At 58.4% G+C, this 20,533-nt stretch carries 18 protein-coding genes and 1 pseudogene; 12 read left to right on the top strand and 7 right to left on the bottom strand.

What is annotated here, in order from left to right; genetic code table 11:
• The 3 genes from BN1123_RS21945 to BN1123_RS01245 all read left to right on the top strand — a co-directional run.
• A partial coding sequence (locus BN1123_RS21945; RefSeq protein WP_156130290.1) for a type I secretion C-terminal target domain-containing protein occupies positions 1-2,501 on the top strand: 2,501 nt, incomplete at its 5' end.
• An 86-nt stretch (positions 2,502-2,587) separates the two neighbouring features.
• Positions 2,588-3,148: a hypothetical protein gene (locus BN1123_RS01250; protein ID WP_042024958.1), complete on the top strand. Its 561-nt coding sequence runs from the start codon at positions 2,588-2,590 to the stop codon at positions 3,146-3,148.
• A 54-nt stretch (positions 3,149-3,202) separates the two neighbouring features.
• Entirely contained in the window at positions 3,203-3,913 is a 711-nt protein-coding gene (locus BN1123_RS01245; RefSeq protein ID WP_042024957.1) for an SIMPL domain-containing protein, read from the top strand.
• A gap of 130 nt (positions 3,914-4,043) precedes the next feature.
• Here BN1123_RS01245 and ahpF read toward each other — a convergent pair whose 3' ends face one another.
• From ahpF to BN1123_RS01230, 3 genes are all read right to left on the bottom strand, one after another.
• Positions 4,044-5,624, bottom strand: coding sequence for an alkyl hydroperoxide reductase subunit F (gene ahpF, locus BN1123_RS01240; protein ID WP_042024956.1), 1,581 nt, complete (start codon positions 5,622-5,624; stop codon positions 4,044-4,046).
• A gap of 94 nt (positions 5,625-5,718) precedes the next feature.
• On the bottom strand, positions 5,719-6,285 hold the full coding sequence (gene ahpC, locus BN1123_RS01235; protein ID WP_026456610.1) for an alkyl hydroperoxide reductase subunit C: 567 nt from the start codon (positions 6,283-6,285) through the stop codon (positions 5,719-5,721).
• A 638-nt stretch (positions 6,286-6,923) separates the two neighbouring features.
• On the bottom strand, positions 6,924-7,370 hold the full coding sequence (locus BN1123_RS01230; protein ID WP_042024955.1) for a CBS domain-containing protein: 447 nt from the start codon (positions 7,368-7,370) through the stop codon (positions 6,924-6,926).
• A gap of 211 nt (positions 7,371-7,581) precedes the next feature.
• On the opposite strand from BN1123_RS01230, the gene queA reads away from it, so the two are divergent.
• The 7 genes from queA (at position 7,582) to nlpI (ending at position 14,618) form a co-directional block, all read left to right on the top strand.
• Positions 7,582-8,649: a tRNA preQ1(34) S-adenosylmethionine ribosyltransferase-isomerase QueA gene (gene queA, locus BN1123_RS01225; RefSeq protein ID WP_042024954.1), complete on the top strand. Its 1,068-nt coding sequence runs from the start codon at positions 7,582-7,584 to the stop codon at positions 8,647-8,649.
• 119 nt (positions 8,650-8,768) lie between these two features.
• Complete coding sequence (tgt, locus tag BN1123_RS01220) at positions 8,769-9,905, top strand: tRNA guanosine(34) transglycosylase Tgt (protein ID WP_026456613.1); 1,137 nt, start codon at positions 8,769-8,771, stop codon at positions 9,903-9,905.
• Between the two features lie 55 nt (positions 9,906-9,960).
• Positions 9,961-10,296: a preprotein translocase subunit YajC gene (yajC, locus tag BN1123_RS01215; protein WP_026456614.1), complete on the top strand. Its 336-nt coding sequence runs from the start codon at positions 9,961-9,963 to the stop codon at positions 10,294-10,296.
• A gap of 18 nt (positions 10,297-10,314) precedes the next feature.
• Complete coding sequence (gene secD, locus BN1123_RS01210; RefSeq protein ID WP_042024953.1) at positions 10,315-12,168, top strand: protein translocase subunit SecD; 1,854 nt, start codon at positions 10,315-10,317, stop codon at positions 12,166-12,168.
• Between the two features lie 9 nt (positions 12,169-12,177).
• Positions 12,178-13,125, top strand: a complete 948-nt coding sequence (gene secF / locus BN1123_RS01205; protein WP_042024952.1) for a protein translocase subunit SecF — start codon at positions 12,178-12,180, stop codon at positions 13,123-13,125.
• 86 nt (positions 13,126-13,211) lie between these two features.
• Entirely contained in the window at positions 13,212-13,580 is a 369-nt protein-coding gene (locus BN1123_RS01200) for a rhodanese-like domain-containing protein (RefSeq protein WP_042024951.1), read from the top strand.
• A gap of 93 nt (positions 13,581-13,673) precedes the next feature.
• On the top strand, positions 13,674-14,618 hold the full coding sequence (gene nlpI, locus BN1123_RS01195; protein WP_324606633.1) for a lipoprotein NlpI: 945 nt from the start codon (positions 13,674-13,676) through the stop codon (positions 14,616-14,618).
• A 142-nt stretch (positions 14,619-14,760) separates the two neighbouring features.
• Here nlpI and BN1123_RS21985 read toward each other — a convergent pair.
• The 4 genes and pseudogenes from BN1123_RS21985 to BN1123_RS01180 form a co-directional block, all read right to left on the bottom strand.
• Positions 14,761-15,096: pseudogene (locus tag BN1123_RS21985) on the bottom strand (IS3 family transposase); the annotation flags it as partial.
• Between the two features lie 205 nt (positions 15,097-15,301).
• Positions 15,302-16,834: a tripartite tricarboxylate transporter permease gene (locus tag BN1123_RS01190; protein WP_042024948.1), complete on the bottom strand. Its 1,533-nt coding sequence runs from the start codon at positions 16,832-16,834 to the stop codon at positions 15,302-15,304.
• 9 nt (positions 16,835-16,843) lie between these two features.
• A complete protein-coding gene (locus BN1123_RS01185; protein WP_042024947.1) occupies positions 16,844-17,275 on the bottom strand; it encodes a tripartite tricarboxylate transporter TctB family protein in 432 nt (143 codons plus the stop codon).
• 15 nt (positions 17,276-17,290) lie between these two features.
• Entirely contained in the window at positions 17,291-18,277 is a 987-nt protein-coding gene (locus BN1123_RS01180) for a Bug family tripartite tricarboxylate transporter substrate binding protein (RefSeq protein WP_156130285.1), read from the bottom strand.
• 159 nt (positions 18,278-18,436) lie between these two features.
• On the opposite strand from BN1123_RS01180, the gene tctD reads away from it, so the two are divergent.
• Entirely contained in the window at positions 18,437-19,111 is a 675-nt protein-coding gene (gene tctD / locus BN1123_RS01175) for a transcriptional regulator TctD (RefSeq protein ID WP_042024946.1), read from the top strand.
• 43 nt (positions 19,112-19,154) lie between these two features.
• On the top strand, positions 19,155-20,501 hold the full coding sequence (locus BN1123_RS01170; RefSeq protein ID WP_082037440.1) for a sensor histidine kinase: 1,347 nt from the start codon (positions 19,155-19,157) through the stop codon (positions 20,499-20,501).
• Positions 20,502-20,533: the final 32 nt, after the last annotated feature.

Here is a 20,533-nt window from a genome sequence, read left to right as displayed (position 1 = left end):
GCTTCGACGATGACGGTCCGGATATTGTTGAAACCTCAAAATCTACTTCACTGGCAAACTCTAGCTCAGGATATGTTGAGGGTATTTATACCGTTGATTTGGGGAGTGATGGTGCAGGTCATGGTGACCTGACAGGGAATATCTCTGGCTGGAATGGAACCACCACTACTTATGCGGCTAGTGTGTTGACCTCAGATGGATACACTATCTATTACTACGTGAATCCGGCTTCGCCGGGTACCTTGTTTGCTTATACCAGCACAGTACCAAGTGCATACACCGGTGGTAGCGGACAGAATCTGATCTTTACTCTGACCATGGATGTTACTGGTCACTATATCATTGACATGGACGGTAAGGTTGATGGGGCAATCGAAGAGTTCTCTACAACGTTTAACAAGAGTGTCGGTGGCTATCAGGATTATTTGGTTATTACCGATACAGGTGGCATTTATAAGCCTGGAGATGTTATCCCCAATGGGCAGAATGTCATCATGACGGTAGATTCGCTGGAGGGTACTGTTAACTCGAGTACGCAAGGTCTAGCGACAGACAATCAGTGGATCGAAGGGTCTAATAAAATTTATTTTGATTTCTCGGCCCCCGCACTAGAAGTCGCTTTCTCCGTTGAAAATAAATCGAATGCAGCCACAAATTTAGTTAGCTGGACTATTTATGGCACTAATTCGAACGGTGATCAGGTCGTTCAAAGCGGCACTACGCTCTTTACTAATCATACAGAGGCAACTATCCCCACTACGTTGACGAATATCACTCGGGTCGAGTTGTCTGATGCTGGCGGTGATGGTTTCAGGGTGACTGGAGCCAATTTACTCGAGCGTATTGAAGAGGATCCTGTGATCACTAATTTCAATGTTGCGGTAGTTGATGGTGATGGTGACAAAGATACATCAATATTGCAGGTGGCCTTTGAGCCAGTTGTTGCTCCTGTTCTTATCGTTGGTAGTAATGCCGACGATGTCAGCGGCAGCTCCGTACCGTTTGTCGTGTCTGGTGGCGCTGGCGAGATTGATGGAAAGAGTGGTAATGATGCCCTGATCGGAGATGTCGGAGGATCGAACCAGTTACCTGGGCAGAAAGCGAATATTGCCTTTTTGCTGGATAACTCAGGCAGCATGATCAGCAATACAATTCAGTTCACCAATATTAATGGTGTCACGTCCAGTATCACCCGACTCGAGGCTATGAAGCAGGCAGTGATCAGTGCAATTAATGGGTTGTACAACTCGGGAGCGAGCGACATTCGAATTCATATCGATGCGTTCGCTACTCAGGTAAACAGCTCAGGTAGCTTCACTCTGACAACTGGAGGAGTAGATGACAATGCTCAACGGTTGGCAGCAATTGCTTTTGTCAATGCCATCACTGTGCCCAGTGCTGACGCTACAAACTATGAGGCTGGATTGATCGCCGCTAATAACTGGATTGAATCAGTTGGCCCTGATGCTCCTATTGCCGCGGCTGATGTTAACAAAGTTATCTTTGTTTCTGATGGGGAGCCCAACCGAGCATACCATGCAAATGGTACAACGACGGTTGATAGTGTCAGCAGTGCTGTGGCTATGCAGCATGTGCTCGGGACTTATAATCCTAGTGGCTCAAGCAATGATGATAATGTCAGCGAAGTAAATCGAATTGAGAATGTAGGCTCGTCAGTCGGGCAGACTTTTACGATTGAGTCCGTTGGGATTCAAATCGGTGCTAATGCCTTGACGCTACTTGGTCAAGTCGAAGGAACAGGAGGTAGCGCAACCAATGTCAACAATGCTAACCAGCTTAATACCGTTATTGGTCAGCTTACCGGCGGGGGGAGTGCTGCTGCTTCGGTAGGCAATGATCATCTGCAAAGTGGTGCCGGCAATGATGTGATATATGGCGACAGTATTTATGTCAACAGTGCTGATGCTGGCTGGGCTGCATTTGTAGCTGCACATCCAGGGCTGACGTCGAATCAGTTGCTGACCGAATTAGTAACTAACCATGCCTCCTACGCTCAAGAAGGTACAGTGGGTGGGGATGACATATTGGATGGTGGGGCTGGTAATGACATCCTCTATGGTCAAGGTGGTAACGATACCCTGATTGGTGGCTTAGGTTCGGATACTCTTACCGGAGGCACTGGTAACGATACCTTCAAATGGGTCAGTGGCGATGCAGACGGCAGTACGGACAACATCACCGACTTCACCCTGGGTGCGACTGCCAGTGGTGGCGATGTATTGGATTTGTCTGATTTGCTGGTTGGCGTACCTACTGGTGGCACCAACGAAGAGCTGGCGACGGTATTGGACAACTACCTGCAGTTTGATACAGCTACCAGCAAGCTGACCATAGACACGAACGGATCGGCGAGTGGTGGCTCTCAATTGACCGTCCAGTTCCAGGGCAACCTAGATCTGGATCAAAACGGAGGGCTCACAACCAACCACGACATCATCAAGCAAATGCTGGATGACGGTAACCTCAAGGTTGATCCGTAGCCAGGAGTCGGGGCCAGGCCATGCTTGGCCCCTGTTTTTTATGACAGAGGATGGATAAGATAGCGGCGGTATAAAGGAGAGACACCATGCAGTCATTCAACTGGGTCGACATTGATGGCATCCGCTATAGCTGGGATGGACAGGGTCAGATTACCTGTGCCGGCCAGTTTGGCTATCAAGCCTCGATCGCAGGTGATCGGCTGGATGCGGTGGAGATAGAAAATGACGCCGGTGATGTCGCAGGAACGCTGCATGTCGACTTTGCGGCTGCATCGATCAGCTACATACCGGCCATGGATGCAGAAGCTTCCCATAACATGATTTTGGTTGGTCATGAGTTGGGTCAGCAGGAGTATCTATTGAATAGCTTTCATCCTGCATCCTTGCAGGAGTTGTTGGGGCCTTCTGAAACAATCGCTTGGACTGTAGTCGCAGATGACTTCAGTTCTCTCGGAACGGAATTACCTCCTCAAGGACATATCCTGTCGTGGGATTCATTCCATTTCGATGATGAGGTGTTGCTCGACAGTTCATTGCCGACGACAGCGCATGCAGAGATTCTTCCCGCTGCTGATGCGACAATCAGCATCAGTCTCGATTTGACCAATCAGGTACTGGATCAGATCCCGCCATTGCACGATATATAAATTCCCGTTTGCCAGGGGCATAATGACCTCAATTTTTCGATTGAGGTTTTTTATATGTGGCGTCCGCTTCTTACCCTTTCTGCGCTGGTTGTCAGTGTCCCCCTGTATGCTCTGGATGTGCCTCAGGCACCCCATCTGGTGGTGAGTGGTTACGCCGAGCAGAAAGCGGAGCCCGACATGCTGACCCTCAATGTGTCGGTCACCGCGTTGGAAAAACAGGGGATCAAGGCCAAGCAACAGGTTGATACCAGAGTGGCAGCATTCTTTGGCCAGCTGGAAGGACTGGGTATCAAGCGCAGTGATGTGGAGGCGGGAAATCTGGTCATCTCTCCCGAGTATCAATATGGCGAGAACAAGAAGCCGACCTTGCTGGGGTATCGTGCCCAGCGTCAACTGGCGGTGAAGCTGTATCAACTCGACAAGCTGAGCCAGTTGATGGATACCGCACTCAAGGCAGGACTCGAGTCGGTGTCACATATCGAATATGGTCTGAAATCTCCGCAAACCATCAAGGAACAGGCACGCCTGGCTGCGGTCGAGGATGCGAAAAGCAAGGCCGAATCTCTGGCCAAGGCATTTGGCATGAAGCTTGGCAAGGTATACAGCGCTGAATATCGAAATTCATCGCCAGTTCCCGTCTATAGCCGCAATCTCAAGGCGCTGGCCATGTCCGCCGCACCTGCCGCAGATATGGTGGAAAACAGCTATCAACAGCAACAGATCACCATCACCGACAACATCGAGGCGGTTTTCCTCCTGGAATGATGGATAGCCAGTCTACTGCGCATTGATAATGCCAAAACCCGCTCTCGCAACGGGTTTTTAATGTCCAGCGCAACATCAGAATGAAAAAAGCCGACTCGAGAGAGTCGGCTTTTGTTTACTTGAATGGCGTTCAGACTGTGACGGCGTCAGCCTTGGCTGCTTCTGGTGCCGGATTACGGATGAGGTAATCGAAGGCCCCGAGTGCGGCGGTTGCACCAGCACCCATGGAGATGATGATCTGCTTGAACGGCACAGTAGTGGCGTCCCCTGCGGCGTACACGCCGGGCAGGGAGGTGGCGCCCTTGGTATCGATCTCGATCTCGCCGAAGCGGGTCATCGCGACCTCGCTCCCCTTGAGGAACTCGGTATTGGGCACCAGGCCGATTTGGACGAAGATACCCGCGACAGCCAGATGCTTGATTTCCCCGGTGGTGCGATCTTCGTAATCCATGCCTGTCACCTTACTGCCATCACCGATCACTTCAGTGGTGCGGGCGCTCATGATGATGTCGATGTTGGCCATGGAGCGGGCCTTCTGCTGCAGCACCTCGTCGGCGCGCAGGGTGTCGGCGAACTCCACCACGGTAACGTGCTCGACGATGCCGGCCAGATCGATGGCCGCCTCGATGCCGGAGTTACCGCCACCGATCACCGCCACCCGCTTGCCCTTGAAGAAGGGGCCGTCACAGTGCGGGCAGTAGGCCACACCCTTGGTGCGGTACTCGAGTTCGCCCGGCACGTTCAGATCGCGCCAGCGGGCACCGGTTGCCAGGATCACGGCGCGGCTCTTCAGGGTTGCACCGGAGGCGAGATCCACGTTGACATAGCCATCCTTGCTGATGGCGGCGGCGCGCTGCTCGGTGATCACTTCCACGCCGTACTGCTTGACGTGCTGCTCCAGGCTCGCGGCCAGCTTGGGGCCTTCGGTGTAGGGCACCGAGATAAAGTTCTCGATGCCGACGGTGTCCATCACCTGACCACCAAAACGCTCGGCGACGATGGCGGTGCGGATCCCTTTGCGGGCTGCATAGATGGCTGCCGCAGCGCCAGCCGGGCCACCACCCACCACCAGCACGTCGTAGGGATCTTTCTCATTCAGCTCAGCGGCTTTGCGTTCGGCAGCGCCGGTGTCGAGCTTGGCGACGATCTCTTCGAGCGAGATGCGACCCTGGCTGAACGGCTGGCCATTCAGGTAGACGTTCGGTACCGCCATGATCTGGCGCTCGTTGACCTCGTCCTGGAACAGGGCGCCGTCGATCATGGTGTGGGTGATCCCCGGGTTCAGGGTAGCCATCAGGTTCAGTGCCTGAACCACGTCCGGACAGTTATGGCAGGAGAGGGAGATATAGGTCTCAAAGTGGAACTCACCCTTGAGGTTGCGGATCTGCTCCTGCACGGCTGCATCGGCCTTGGAGGGGTGACCGCCGCTTTGCAGCAGGGCCAGTACCAGAGAAGTAAATTCATGACCCATGGGAATGCCGGCAAAGTGAATGCGCGGAGTCTGGCCCTGGGTGGCCACACTCATGGAAGGCTTGCGAGCGGCAGTGCCAGAAGTCTGGGTAATCTTGGGTGACATCTCGCTGATCTCGGTGGCCAGTGCCAGCAGCTCTGCGGATTTGTCACTGTCATTGCCGGACACGCTGATCTCGATGGGATTGACGATGTACTGCAGATAGGTGTTCAGCTGTTGTTTGAGGTTGGTATCCAACATCTTCGAATTCCTTCTTGTGATTGCGGGTCGGCGGTATGCGTGGGCCAGAAAGCAGACCGGCCCTGAATCGGGCCGGTCTTTGGAGTGGGGAGGCTTAGATTTTGCCTACCAGATCCAGGGACGGGGCCAGAGTGGCTTCGCCTTCTTTCCATTTGGCCGGGCATACTTCGCCCGGGTGAGCGGCAACGTACTGGGCAGCTTTGACTTTGCGCAGCAGCTCCAGCGCGTCACGGCCGATACCGCCGGCGTTGATTTCAACGATCTGGATGATGCCCTGCGGGTCGATAACGAAGGTGCCGCGGTCAGCCAGGCCAGCTTCTTCGATCATCACGCCGAAGTTGCGGGTGATGGTGCCGGTCGGGTCGCCGATCATCGGGTACTGGATCTTCTGGATGGTGTCAGAAGTGTCGTGCCAGGCTTTGTGGGTGAAGTGGGTGTCGGTAGAGACGGAGTAGATCTCGACGCCCAGCTTCTGGAATTCGGCGTAGTTGTCAGCCAGGTCGCCCAGTTCGGTCGGGCAGACGAAGGTGAAATCAGCCGGGTAGAAGAAGACAACGGACCACTTGCCTTTCAGGTCAGCGTCAGACACCTGAACGAATTTGCCATTGTGGTAGGCGGTGGCGTTGAACGGCTTGATTTCAGTGTTGATGTAGGTAGACATGTATTGGCTCCTTGGTGATGTACATATGCCTGTCTGGTGTTGATGAGTCGAGCCGGACAAGGCGCTTAACTTTCGATGGATTCATCTTAGGGTCTTTCGCTAATCGATAAAAGCCGCAATTTTGAATCGCTTAAATCTAATAATTAGATACTACTTCTCTGCTGTACCTAACATGAACATGGCGACCTGGATGCGCTAACTCCTTGTCTGAATTCCATATCTGTGGTGTTGCTCCCCTTGTGCGAGAGGAAATGTGCGATCAAGCGAGGGGCCAGGGATAGAAACGTGGGGGAGTAAATGGCGGTAAGGCGAGAGGGGAACGTGCAGATAAAAAAATCCCGGCGCTATCGTGAGACAGGGCCGGGTCATCAAACAAGGAATGGCTATATAAACAAATGCTTTACAGCAAAGACTAACTACGGGGTGTGCAAACTTGCAGACAAATGAGAGGAAGAAGGTGGGTGCACAATCCCTCGTCTCCCCCTCGGCAATTATTGCATGGGGGAGATAATAGTGTGATGAAGATCACAAAGCAAGTTTTTGGTGTAAGTTTTCATTCAAAATGAAAGGCTTTCATTTTTACAGGCTGTTTTATCGCCTAAAAACGCTTTCTTTGTAATTTAATTACAAGTTGGTGGTCAGAAATCGGTAGGGGGATCCTGCTCTTCCATCAACTCCAGCAGGTTGATGGCCACCGCGATAAAGTCAGACTCAGTCACTATGCCCACCAGTTTGCGCCCCTTGAGTACCGGCAAGCAGCCATATTTGTGGCGTTGCAAATAGAGGGCCGCCTCCTTGATGCCGGCGTGGGGATCCACGCTTGCCACTTGACGGGTCATGATCTCGTCGAGCTGGACACTGTCGGTGAATTCGGCCTCCCGCTCCGGACTGATGAGCAGCAGTTTGGACTCGCGAGTCGCCAGAATGTCGGTGAGGGTGACCAGGCCCAGCAGATGATGATGCTCATCGACGATGGGGATATGACGGATCCGCTCCTGCTGCATCAGATCCATCGCCTGTTTGACGCTGTTCTCCGGACCCAGGGTGAAGGGCTGTTCTGTCATGATTTCGGCTAGGGTCATCATGGTGGGCCTCCTTATGTACCTACTTTCACCCTAGCCCACCCCCAGCGGGCAAGACATGATCAGGGTCAATACAGATCATTAAAGAATCATTAACCCATTGTCTGTCACAAAAATGGCCGCTATCCCTTGTCTCTCTTGGGTTTTTGGTCTTTTGGGTTGCCTTGCAAGAGGGGGATAACTAGACTAGCCGCCGATTCCCCCGAGGTGAAAGATGCAAGTATCCGATTTTCATTTTGATCTGCCAGACGAGCTGATTGCCCGCTACCCGATGGCAGAGCGTACTGCCAGCCGCCTGTTGCAGCTTGACGGTCAGACTGGTGCGCTGCGCCATGGTCAATTTGTCGATGTGCTGGACCAGCTCAACCCCGGTGATCTGCTGGTATTCAACAACACTCGCGTCATTCCGGCGCGCATGTTTGGCCAGAAGGCCAGCGGCGGCAAGCTGGAAGTGTTGGTCGAACGCATTCTGGACGAGCACAGCGTGCTGGCGCACGTCCGTTCTTCCAAGTCGCCCAAGCCCGGTACCCGCCTTATCCTGGATGGCGGCCCAGATGGCGAGAAGGTCGAGGCCGAGATGCGGGCCCGCCACGACGCCCTGTTCGAGATCCACTTCCTTGATGCGCGCCCGGTGCTGGAGATCCTGGAGGCCATCGGTCACATGCCGCTGCCGCCTTATATCGACCGTCCCGATGAAGATGCCGACAAGGAGCGTTACCAGACCGTCTACAACGCCAAACCGGGCGCGGTGGCGGCCCCAACTGCCGGTCTGCACTTCGATGAGCCTCTGCTCGAGAAGATCCGCGCCAAGGGGGTGGAAACGGCTTTCGTCACCCTGCACGTGGGGGCGGGCACCTTCCAGCCGGTGCGGGTGGACAAGATTGAAGATCACCACATGCACTCCGAATATGCCGAGGTGCCGCAGGAGGTGGTGGATGCTATCGCGGCAACCCGAGCCCGTGGCGGTCGCGTCATTGCGGTGGGTACCACCTCGGTGCGTTCTCTGGAGAGTGCCGCCAAGGTGACCCTGGCCCAGGGTAAGCCGCTGGCGCCGTTTTTCAGCGACACCGACATCTTCATCTTCCCGGGTTACGAATTCCAGGTGGTGGATGCCATGGTCACCAACTTCCATCTACCGGAGTCGACCCTGATCATGCTGGTCAGCGCCTTTGCCGGGTATGACAACGTGATGGCTGCCTATCAGGCGGCGGTGGCCGAGCAGTACCGTTTCTTCAGCTACGGGGACGCCATGTTCGTCACCCGTCGCCGGGCGCAGGCTTAACTTCGTCCTTCAGGCGCTGTTCACGAGCATTCAGTGATAATCGTGGGCGGCCCCAAAAAATCGGGCCCATGAGGGCCTTCCATTGTCAGACTGTTTCTCTGACTGAAACCGAGGTAGCAATGAAATTTGAATTGAAAACCACTGACGGCCGCGCCCGTCGCGGTCAGCTGGTATTCGAACGCGGTACCGTACAGACTCCGGCTTTCATGCCGGTCGGTACCTATGGCACCGTCAAGGGGATGACCCCGGAAGAGGTGGCCGAGACCGGTGCCCAGATCCTGCTGGGTAACACCTTCCACCTCTGGCTGCGTCCGGGTCAGGAAGTGATGCGCGCCCACGGCGATCTGCACGACTTCATGAACTGGCAGGGACCGATCCTGACCGACTCCGGTGGTTTCCAGGTATTCAGCCTGGGGGATATTCGCAAGATCACCGAGGCAGGCGTGCATTTTCGTCACCCCATCAATGGCGAGAAGATCTTCCTCGACCCCGAGAAATCCATGGAGATCCAGTACGATCTGGGCTCCGATATCGTGATGATCTTCGACGAGTGCACCCCGTATCCGGCCACCTATGAAGAGGCGCGCAAGTCCATGGAGATGTCCCTGCGCTGGGCCAAACGCTCCCGTGACAAGTTCGATGCCCTCGGCAACAAAAACGCCCTGTTCGGCATCATTCAGGGCTCCGTCTACGAGCCGCTGCGGGATGTGTCGCTGGACGGCTTGCTGGAGATCGGCTTCGACGGTTATGCGGTCGGCGGTCTGGCAGTGGGTGAACCCAAAGAGGACATGCACCGCATCCTCGAGCATGTCTGCCCGAAAATCCCGGCCGACAAGCCGCGCTACCTGATGGGGGTGGGCAAGCCGGAAGATTTGGTGGAAGGGGTGCGCCGCGGTATCGACATGTTCGACTGCGTGATGCCAACCCGCAACGCCCGCAACGGCCATCTGTTCACTACCGATGGGGTGGTCAAGATCCGCAACGCCAAGCACCGTGACGACACCAGCACCCTGGATGCCGATTGCGATTGCTACACCTGCAAAAACTACAGCCGTAGCTATCTGCACCATCTGGATAAGTGCAACGAGATCCTCGGCGCCCGTCTGAATACCATCCATAACCTGCGTTATTACCAGCGCGTCATGCAGGGTTTGCGGGACGCGATCGAGCAGGGTAAATTAGACGACTTTGTAACAGAGTTTTACCGTCGGCAAGGGAAGCCTGTGCCTCCACTCGCTGAAAATGACGTGAAATAACAACAGCGTATCAGCTCGTTATCTTTGTGAATCTACATCAATAAGAGGTTGTTAAATGAGCATTATCTCCAAGGCATATGCAGAAGGCGCAGCTCCGGCGGCACAGGGTGGTGGTATGGAAATGATCATCATGCTGGCCGTGTTTGGTCTCATCTTCTACTTCATGATCTATCGTCCCCAGGCCAAGCGCGCCAAGGATCATCGCAACCTGATGAGCTCTCTCTCCAAGGGTGATGAAGTGCTGACTTCCGGTGGCCTGGTTGGCAAGATTGCCAAAGTGGCAGCTGACAGCGATTACTTGGTGATCGCCCTGAACGACCAGACTCAAGTCACCATCAAGAAGGACTTCGTTTCTGCCGTTCTGCCCAAGGGCTCTATCCAGTCCCTTTAATCTCCCGAGGAGCACAGCGTGTTAAATCGCTATCCGCTGTGGAAATACCTGATGGTGATCGTGGTGATCGCCATCGGTTTTCTATATGCAGCCCCCAATCTTTACGGCGAAGACCCGGCCTTGCAGGTTTCTGCCAGCCGTGGTGCCGAAGTCAAGCTGGAAACTCTTGACCTGGTGAAAGAGACGCTCGAGGCGGCCAAGATCCCGGTCAAACATGCGGCGTTCGAGCACGGGCTGATCCTGGTACGTTTCAAGAACACCGAAGATCAGCTCAAGGCGCGCGATATCGTCGCCAACAAATTGGGCGATGACTTCATTACCGCGCTCAACCTGGCCCCTTCCACTCCCGCCTGGCTCGAAGCTATCGGCGCGGCGCCACTGAAACTCGGTCTTGATCTGCGCGGCGGTGTGCACTTCCTGATGGAAGTGGACATGGCCGAGGCGCTGGCCAAGCAGCAAGAGCAGATGGTGCAGGATTTTCGCACCGAACTGCGTACCCAGAAGATCCGCTACTCCGGCGTGCGCCGGGTCGGTGATCAGGTACAGGTGGTGTTCCGCGATGAAGCGGATCAGGAGCGTGCCGTTTCCCACCTGCGTCGCCAGAATCCTGATTTGACCTTCACCACACAGCAGAAAGGGGATGAGTACATCCTGCTGGCTGGCTTGAGTGAAGCCAAGATCAAAGAGGTGAAGAAGTACGCGCTTGAGCAGAACATCACCATCATCCGCAACCGGGTGAATGAGCTGGGTGTGGCCGAGCCGCTGGTACAACAGCAGGGTGCCGAGCGCATCGTGGTGGAGCTGCCTGGTATCCAGGACACTGCCCGTGCCAAGGAGATCCTGGGGGCGACTGCGACCCTGGAATTCCACATGGTCGACGAGACAGCTGATATCCAGGCTGCTGCCGCCGGTCGTGTCCCGCCGAGCTCCAAGGTGTATACCGATCGCAATGGCCGCCCCGTGGTATTGCACAAGCGGGTCATCCTGACCGGCGATCACATCGTGGGTGCCCAGTCCGGTTTCGATGAGTACAGTCGTCCCCAGGTCAACATCAAGCTTGATGGCCAGGGTGGCAACAAGATGGCCAACTTTACCAAGGACAACGTGGGTAAAGGCATGGCGACCGTCTTCATCGAGTACAAGCCGGTGGGTCAGCCCGGTCCGGATGGCAAGCGCAAGTTCCGCAAGCAGGAGGAGGTGATCAACGTCGCCACCATCCAGTCGCGCCTTGGCAGCCAGTTCCGCATCACAGGGATCGACAACGCCAACGAAGCCCATAACCTGGCGCTGCTGTTGCGTGCCGGTGCCCTGATCGCGCCTATCCAGATCGTCGAAGAGCGCACCATTGGTCCGAGCCTGGGTCAACAGAACATCGACAGCGGTATGGAAGCCATCGGCTGGGCCATGCTGGTGATCGTGCTGTTCATGGGGATCTACTATCGTGCCTTCGGTTGGGTTGCCAACCTAGCGCTGTGCATGAACCTGGTGCTGATCGTCGGCATCATGTCGATGATCCCGGGGGCCACCATGACCCTGCCTGGTATCGCCGGTATCGTGTTGACGCTCGGTATGGCGGTGGATGCCAACGTGCTGATCTATGAACGTATCCGGGAAGAGCTGCGCAACGGGCGCGGGGTTCAACAGGCTATCCACCTGGGCTTTGATCGTGCTTTCTCGACCATTGCCGACTCCAACGTCACCTCGCTCATCACCTGTGTGATCCTGTTCGGTATCGGCACTGGCCCCATCAAGGGCTTTGCCCTGACTCTGGGCATCGGTCTGACTGCCTCCATGTTTACTGCCATCACGGTATCTCGCGCCATTATCAACCTGGCATGGGGTGGACGGCGTATCGACAAGCTGCCCATCTGAGGAAGAGACATGTTTCAGATCCTACATTTTGAAAAACCCATCCCCTTTATGCGTTTCGCCAAACCGGGTGTGGTGTTCTCTTCCCTGCTGATGGTGATCTCCCTGTTCTTCCTGTTTGATCGGGGCCTGAACTGGGGTCTGGACTTCACCGGTGGTACCACCATCGAGGTGGGGTTCCAGCAGTCGGTGAGCCTGGAGAAGATCCACGACGTCTTGGCCGAGCAGAAAATTGAAGGGGCAACCCTGCAACACTTCGGCTCTAGCCGTGACGTGCTGTTCCGCCTGACCCCGCAAGAGGGGGTCAAGGTCGAGCAGCAGGGCAACGAGGTGCTGGCCGCCGCCAAGCTGATCGACAATGATGCCGTGCTCAAGCGCGTCGAGTTTGTCGGTCCTTCGGTGGGTGACGAGTTGGCGACGGACGGTGCGCTGGCGATGCTGGCCTCCATCCTCTGTATCCTTGCCTATGTGGCGGTACGTTTCGAATGGCGTCTGGCCATGGGGGGCATTCTCTCCCTGGTGCACGACGTGGTGATCACCCTCGGCGTCTTTGCCTACTTCCAGTACGAGTTTGACCTGACCGTGCTGGCAGCCCTGATGACGCTCGTGGGTTACTCCCTGAACGATACCATCGTCGTGTTCGACCGCCTGCGGGAGAACTTTCGCAAGGTGCGCAAGGGGGATACCGAGTACATCCTGGATCTCTCCATGACCGAGACCCTGAGCCGTACCATCATCACCTCCGGCCTCACCTTCGTGGTGGTGCTGGCGCTGCTGCTCAAGGGCGGCGCGCTGATCCACGGTTTTGCCGTGGCCATGGTGATCGGTGTGGCCTTCGGTACCTACTCTTCCATCTATGTGGCGAGTGCGTTTGCCATGTTCCTCGGCGTCAAGCGCGAGCACATGCTGCCAACCCAGGTCGAGAAAGAGGGAGCGGATCAACAGGAGATCCTGCCGTAACCATGAAAAAGAGCGCCGCTGGCGCTCTTTTCTTTTGTCTGCCTGTCGTATGCTGACGCAGATGATTCAAGTCACAGGAGTTTGCCATGCAACACAATCCCCGTTTTCTGGCGCTGGTCGAAGGGATCCGCGCTCGGGTCGAGGAGACAGACGTTCACCAGATCCGGCGTTGGCAGGAGGAGGGACGCACCGTCATTCTGGTCGATGTGCGCGAGGAGAGCGAATGGGCCAACGGCCATTTGCCAGGGGCCGTCTATCTGGGCCGGGGGGTGATAGAGCGCGATATCGAGACCCGTTACCCGGATCCGGCAACCGAACTCTACCTCTATTGCGGGGGCGGATTTCGCTCGATCCTGGCGGCCGATAATTTGCGCCAGATGGGGTACAGTCGGGTTGTCAGCGTCGATGGCGGTTTTCGGGGATGGAAGGATGCCGGATACCCTGTCGAATCCTGATTTATTTGATGGATAGGGGCTCAGCCACATGACAAAGTGGTTGTTGCCCTTTACCATATGCGAGGTCAAGAAGCGTCAGCGTCGGAGTGTTCATTGAACGTCAGGAAAGGGATTGGATGCCTCCTTGGTATCCTGTTGTTGCTTCCTATGTGGGGTTGCAGCAGTAGCAGTCAGATCAACACCCCGAAAGAGCCCAAGCCGCAGCCCGCGTCACTGGTTTTGGCGACCCCTCTGCAGGTCTCCTACCAGAGCGAGCTGGCACTGGCGCGCCTCGGGCAGATGCTGAGCGAAATGGAGCTGACCACGGAGCAGCGAGCAGAACTCTTCTATGAGCGTGCAGTCGTTTTCGATCGGGTGGGGCTGCGCTCCCTCGCGCGACTGGATTTCAACCGTGCCCTGCGGGAGAAACCGGATTTTGCCGAAGCCTACAACTTCATCGGTGTCTATCTGGTGCAGCAGCAGAACTATGACGAAGCCTACGAGGCATTTGATTCCGCCCTCGAACTGGCTCCCGATTATGATTATGCCTACCTCAACCGCGGCATCGCGCTCTATTACGGCAACCGCCCCGATCTCTCTGCCGCCGACATGAAGCGCTTCTATGAGGCGCAGCCGGAAGATCCCTATCGGGTGATCTGGCTCTATCTGGCCGAGCAGAAGCTCGATCCCGCCGCCGCCATGAGTCGGATGCGCGAACGCCTGAACAAATATGACGACGATGCCTGGAACTGGGATCTGGTTCGCCTCTATACCGGCGAGATCAATGCCAGCAAACTGATGGCCAACGTGGTCAAAGGGGTGAAGGACAATCGCGAACTCGCCGAGCGCCTGTGCGAGACCTACTTCTATCTGGGCAAATTAGAATTGGGCAAGGGCAATCGCAAGGAGGCCATCAGCTACTTCAAGCTGGCGCTCTCCAACAACGTTTATGACTTCATCGAACACCGCTACGCCCTGCTCGAGCTGGAGCTGATGGCGCGCAAACCCTTGCCGCCGGGAGCCCAGAGTGCCCGCAGCAAAAGCGATCAACCATCTTGAACGCGTGTCATCACACCTGGCCCTGAAATAGGTCTACACATTTCCGGCTAGCTTTTCGTTACTTGGAACCCCCGCTGCACCACATCGGGGGTTTTGTATTTCAATGCCTGATGCGACCGCTTCAGGTTGTCAATGTTTATGGTCTGGGTTGCATCGGCAGGCGGTGCCCGGCCAATATTCGGTACAGCCTATCCCGTCCATCCCTCAGCCAGGCCTCATCCTGATTCTTCAACAAATAATGCAGCTTGCGGGTCCCCACCCGTGGCTCTTCGCAATAGTACCCATTGTACGTAGCGTACTACGTGCAAACAAATGGTCAGCTTGTCGACTTGCCATTGCGAGAGGGCTTGTCGAGTCGCATTTTTATGGGAGAGGCGCCGTAATCGTTCTTCCGCACATCGACCACGGTCTCGAAGAACCGGGCCTGCCGGTTAATGAGCGCCCATTGCTGCTTGAGTTCATTGATGAGCTGTTCGGGTAGCCGGGGTCAGGTGTGGAGGTGCTTCAGTCTGCGCGCCGGGATACCCCCTGTTCCAACTTTGCCGACGCGACCATCCCGGAGCGGTTGAGCTGCCACTACATCTGTAAACCATATTCAGGGCGGAACACACAGAGATAAAAGAGGGCCCCACCCTGTGAGGCCCTCTTGTTATGGGATGGCAACCTTAACGAGGTGCACAGTGTCAGGAACCGGATCCCGTGCTGGCCTCTGACATGGTTGCGGCACTCTTGCGCCGGCGCAGCACGCGCACCAGGGGAGGCAGGACGATGACCAGGGCCGCCAGCACCAGCAGGCTCTGGCTGATGGCGCTGCCCCACAGAATGTCGAGCTCGCCATTGCTGATAGAGAGTGCCCGGCGCAGGTTTTGCTCCAGCATCTCCCCCAGCACGAAGCCCAGGATCAGCGGCGAGAGGGGGAAGTTGAGCTTGCGCAGCACATAGCCAAACACCCCGAGACCGGCCATCAGCAGCAGGTCGAAGGTGGTGCTGTGCACCGCGTAGACCCCCACCGCCGAGACGGTGGCGATGGCCGGGGCCAGAAACCAGAGCGGGATGCTGAGCATGCGGGTGAACAGCCCGATGAGGGGGATGTTCATGATAAGCAGCATGATGTTGGCCAGCAGCAGGGCGGCGATCAGCCCCCAGACGATGTCCGGCTGCTCGGTGAACATGGTCGGACCCGGAGTGATGTTGTAGAGGGTCAGGGCCCCCATCATCACCGCCGTAGTGCCCGAGCCCGGCACGCCCAGGGTCAGCATGGGAATGAAGGAGCCGCAAGCGGAGGCGTTGTTGGCCGCCTCGGGAGCCGCCACGCCGCGGATGTCCCCCTGGCCGAAGGTGCCTTGCGGGCCGGCCAGGCGCTTCTCGGTCATGTAGGTGAGGGCGCTGGCGATGGTGGCGCCGGCCCCCGGCAGGATGCCGACGAAGAAGCCGGCGGTGGCCGAGCGCAACATGGTGCCGGTGCACTGGGTCAGCTCGCGGAAACTGAACAGCAGGCGGCCGGTCTGGCGCACCAGCTGCTGACCCCCCTTGGTGTGCTCGAGCATCAGCAGGATCTCGCTCACCGAGAAGAGGCCGATCACCACCACGATGAACTGGATCCCGTCCGACAGGTGCACGCTGTCGAAGGTGAAGCGGTAGACGCCGGTGTTGGCGTCGACGCCGACGGTGGCGAGCCCCAGACCAATCAGGGCGGCGAGGAAGGACTTGAGCGGGTTCTGGCTCATCATGCTGCCGAGGCAGGCGATGGCGAACACCATGAGGGCAAAGTACTCGGCCGGGCCGAAGGCGAGCGACCAGCGAGCCAGGGCCGGGGCGAACAGTATGATGCCGCCGATGGCGAGCAGGGAGCCGACGAACGAGCTCACCGCCGAGATGGAGAGCGCCACCCCGGCGCGTCCCTGCTTGGCCATGGGGTAGCCGTCGAGCGCCGTCATGATGGCGGCGGCGTCCCCCGGCACGTTGAGCAAGATGGAGGAGATCCGCCCGCCGTACTCGCAGCCGATGTAGACGGTGGCGAGCAGGATCAGGGCCGACTCGGGGGGCAGTTTCAGGGCGAAGGCGAGGGGCAGCAGGATCGCCACACCGTTGATGGGGCCGAGCCCCGGCAGCAGCCCGACCACGGTGCCGACGAAGCAGCCGATGAGGGCGATCAGCAGGTTTTCGGGGGTGAGGGCCACCGCGAAACCTTGCGCAAGGTACATCCAGGTATCCATGACAACTCCTTAGGCCAGCCAGGCGCCGAGCGGCAGGGTGACATCCAGCAGCCGGTCGAAGGTGTAAAAGAGGCAGATGCCGAGCAGGGGCCCGGCGATGAGGGCGGCGCGCCAGCTGGCGCCAAACAGCCGCCCGACCACCACGGTGAGCAGGGTGGTGGCGAGCGGAAAGCCCAGCCACTCAAAGCCCCAGCCGTAGGCAAACAGGGCCAGCACCATGGCGGCGATGCGCAGCAGCGCGGGACGCTCCGGCCAGCTGGCCGGATCCGGCGTGCGCCTCAGCAGCAGCAGGGCGCAGCCGGCCATCAACAGGCTGATGACCAGCGGGAAGGGGCGCGGCCCCACCGGCTCGTAGCTGTATTCGCTGTGCAGCTGCCAAGCGAGGGCGGCGGCCCCCAGGCTCAGCAGCAGCCAGCACAGGGCAAACAGACGATCGCTCATGGTGCTGGCTCCCTCTTACTTGGCCAGACCGAAAGCCTTGGCCTGCTCGCGATAGTCGGCGACCTGGGCCTTGACGTAGCTGTCCAGTGCCTCGCCGGTGAGATCGAACTCGAACAGGCCGCGCTGATCACGCTGGGCCTTGAAGGTGTCGGTCTTGACCAGTTGATCGAAGGTCTGCTTCCACCACTGGTACTCGGCGTCGCTCACCTTGGGGCCCACGTAGAAGCCGCGAATGACCGGCCACTCCAGGTCATAACCCTGCTCCCTGGCGGTGGGGATGTCGGCCAGCTTGCCCGGCAGGCGATCCTTGGCAAACACCGCCAACACCTTGAGTTTGTCGCCGCCAAGGTGGGGCACCATCTCGCTCAGATCGCCGGAGACCGCCTGCACGTGGTTGCCGAGCAGGGCGGTGACCGGCTCGCCACCGCCTTCAAAGGCGACGTAGCGCATCTTGTGGGGATCGACCCCTGCCAGCTTGGCCAGCAGGGCGGCCTTCATCCAGTCCTGGCTGCCGATGGAGGCGCCGGCGCCGATCACCACGCTGTTGGGATCGCGTTTGAGGGCGGCGACCAGCTCCTTGAGGTTCTGGTAGGGGGCGTCGTGGCGCACCGCGATCATGCCGTAGTCGGTGCCAACGGCGGCCAGCCAGCGCACGTCATCGACCCCGTAGCGGCCGAACTTGCCCTGGGAGAGGTTCAAAAGCGAACCGCCGGAGAAGGCGACCACTGTGCCGGCCTCGGCCGGACGCTGGGCCACGATGGCGTTGTAGGCCACGGCGCCAACGCCGCCCGGCATGTAGGTGACGCGCATCGGCTTGTCGATGGTGTTGGTCTCCTGCAGGCTCACCTGCAGCAGCTTGCAGGTGAGATCGAAACCGCCGCCCGGTTTGGCGGGGGCGATGCATTCGGTCCGATCAGGGGCGCTGGCGGTGTCGGCAGCTTGCAGTGGCAGGGCACCGAACAGGGCCAGCAGGGCGAGGGCATGACGTGTGTGTTGCTTCATGGAGTGCTCCATCTTGTTGTTGTTTTTTCCGGGTGTGACCTCGTCGGTAGACGAGGTGATGCGAAATTGTTAAAACAACAACCTTTCATTCACCTTTCAGCCGTTGCTGAATTGCTGGGAGCGTGAAGTGGATCACACCTCGCAGTATGGGGAGACGAGATGCGTTTACTGCTGGCCGAAGACAATCATGAACTGGCGCACTGGCTTTCGCGGGCCTTGACCAGCGCCGGATTCGCCGTGGATTGGGTGGCTGACGGCGACAGCGCCGATCAGCTGCTGCGCCAGGAGCGTTATGCTCTGGCGATCCTGGATATCGAAATGCCCAGGCTGGATGGGCTGACAGTGCTCGGCCGGTTGCGCCGCCGCGGCCAGGGCTTGCCGGTGCTGCTGCTCACCGCCCGTGGCGCGGTAGAGGAGCGGATCTGCGGTCTCAATGCCGGCGCCGACGACTATCTCGCCAAGCCGTTCGATCTGGGGGAGCTCGACGCCCGTCTGCGGGCGCTGCTGCGACGCAGCGAAAGTGGCGGCGCCGAATTGCGGCTGGGGCAGCTGATGCTGCATCCGGACGGTTATTTCGTGGTGAATGACGCCAGGCTGGCCCTGACCCCGCGCGAGCAGGCGCTGCTCACCGCCCTCATGTATCGCCAGGGGCGACCGGTGGCCAAGGGGCAGCTGTTCGAGCAGGTGTTCAACCTCGATGACGAGGTGGGGAAGGAGAGCATCGATCTCTACATCCACCGGCTGCGCAAAAAGCTCGTCGGCAGTGGCGTGGTGATCACTACATTGCGCGGGCTGGGTTATTTGCTGGAAGCGGCGCCGGAGGCTTCCCATTAACCGCTCGCTCCTTCATCAACTGCTGCTGTTTCTTGGCGCTCCCTTGCTGATCCTCTGGGGGGCGTCGGCCTGGTACAGCTACTACGGCGCCCTGGCCGCCGCTACCCAAGCTTATGATCGCACCCTGCTCGCCTCGGCGCGCACCGTGGCCGAGCGCCTCGATGTGCAGCAGGGGCGGCTGCGGGTCGATGTCCCCTACGTGGTGCTCGACAGCTTCGAGCGCAACATGCGCGATCGCCTCTTCTATCAGGTGCGCTCGCCATCCGGTCGGGTTATCTCGGGCTATGAGGAGTTGCCGGCGAGGCCGGACAAGACGCCGCTCACCGACCGTTATCCGGCGCTCGCTTACTTCTATGACGGGGAGTATCAGGGCACGCCTATTCGCGCCGTCGCCCTGCTGCAGCCGGTTAACGAAGGAGGTCTGAGCGGCATGGCCACCATCACGGTGGCCGAAACCCTGATGGGGCGTCGTGAACTCGCCGAACAGCTGTTGTGGCATGCGGTGCTCTCTCAGGGGGCCCTGGTGGCCCTGACCCTGTTGCTCGCCTACCTGCTGCTCAAGCGCCTGCTTACCCCGATGCGCCGTCTGTCGCGCGAGCTATTGCGCCGCGATGCCGCTAACCTGGCGCCGCTGCCGGACTTGCTCCCCTGGCAGGAGACCCGGCCGCTTATCCTCGCCTTTAATCGCCATCTGGCCAGATTGCGCCAGCTGGTGGCCCGTCAGGAGCGCTTCAGCGCCGATGCGGCGCACCAGCTGCGCACCCCGCTGACCATACTGAAGACCCAGGTGGAGGTGGCCCGCAGCGGTCACGATCCCGCCCTGATGCAGGAGAGCCTGACGGCCATGGCGGCCCGGCTCGATCACACCATAGCGCTGACCGAGCGCTTGCTGCTGCTGGCCCGCCTCAAATCCGACGAGTGCTCCGGCCTTCGCCAGCGCGAGCCCATCGAGCTGGTGGAACTGGTGCAGCAGGCTTGTCTCTCCCGCTTGGCACAGGCGCGCAGCAAGGGGATCGATCTCGGCTACGAGGGGGAGGAGTCCGCCATCATGGTGGCCGGGGAGCCGCTGCTGCTCGGGGAGCTGTGTGCCAATCTGCTGGACAACGCCATCAAGTACAGCCCGGCAGGTGGCACTGTGACGGCGCGGGTGCAGGCTGCCGGGAGGCAAGTCTGGCTGGAGGTGGAAGACAGTGGCCCCGGCATCGCCCCCGAGCAGGCCGAGCGGGTCTGGCTGCCGTTCCAGCGGCTCGAAAACGGCGCCGAACAACCCGGCGCCGGCCTTGGCCTCGCGCTGGTGCGCGACATCGCCCACTACCATCATGGTGAGGTGTTGCTGCTGCCTGCGCCGCAACTCGGCGGCCTGCTGGTAAGGCTGAGCCTGCCGGTGTGAGGCAGGCGGGGGGAGAATAAAGAAAAAGCCCG

The organism is Aeromonas enteropelogenes (assembly GCF_000819845.1).
Lineage (GTDB): Bacteria > Pseudomonadota > Gammaproteobacteria > Enterobacterales > Aeromonadaceae > Aeromonas > Aeromonas enteropelogenes.
This window is presented reverse-complemented; position numbering and strand designations above follow the sequence as displayed.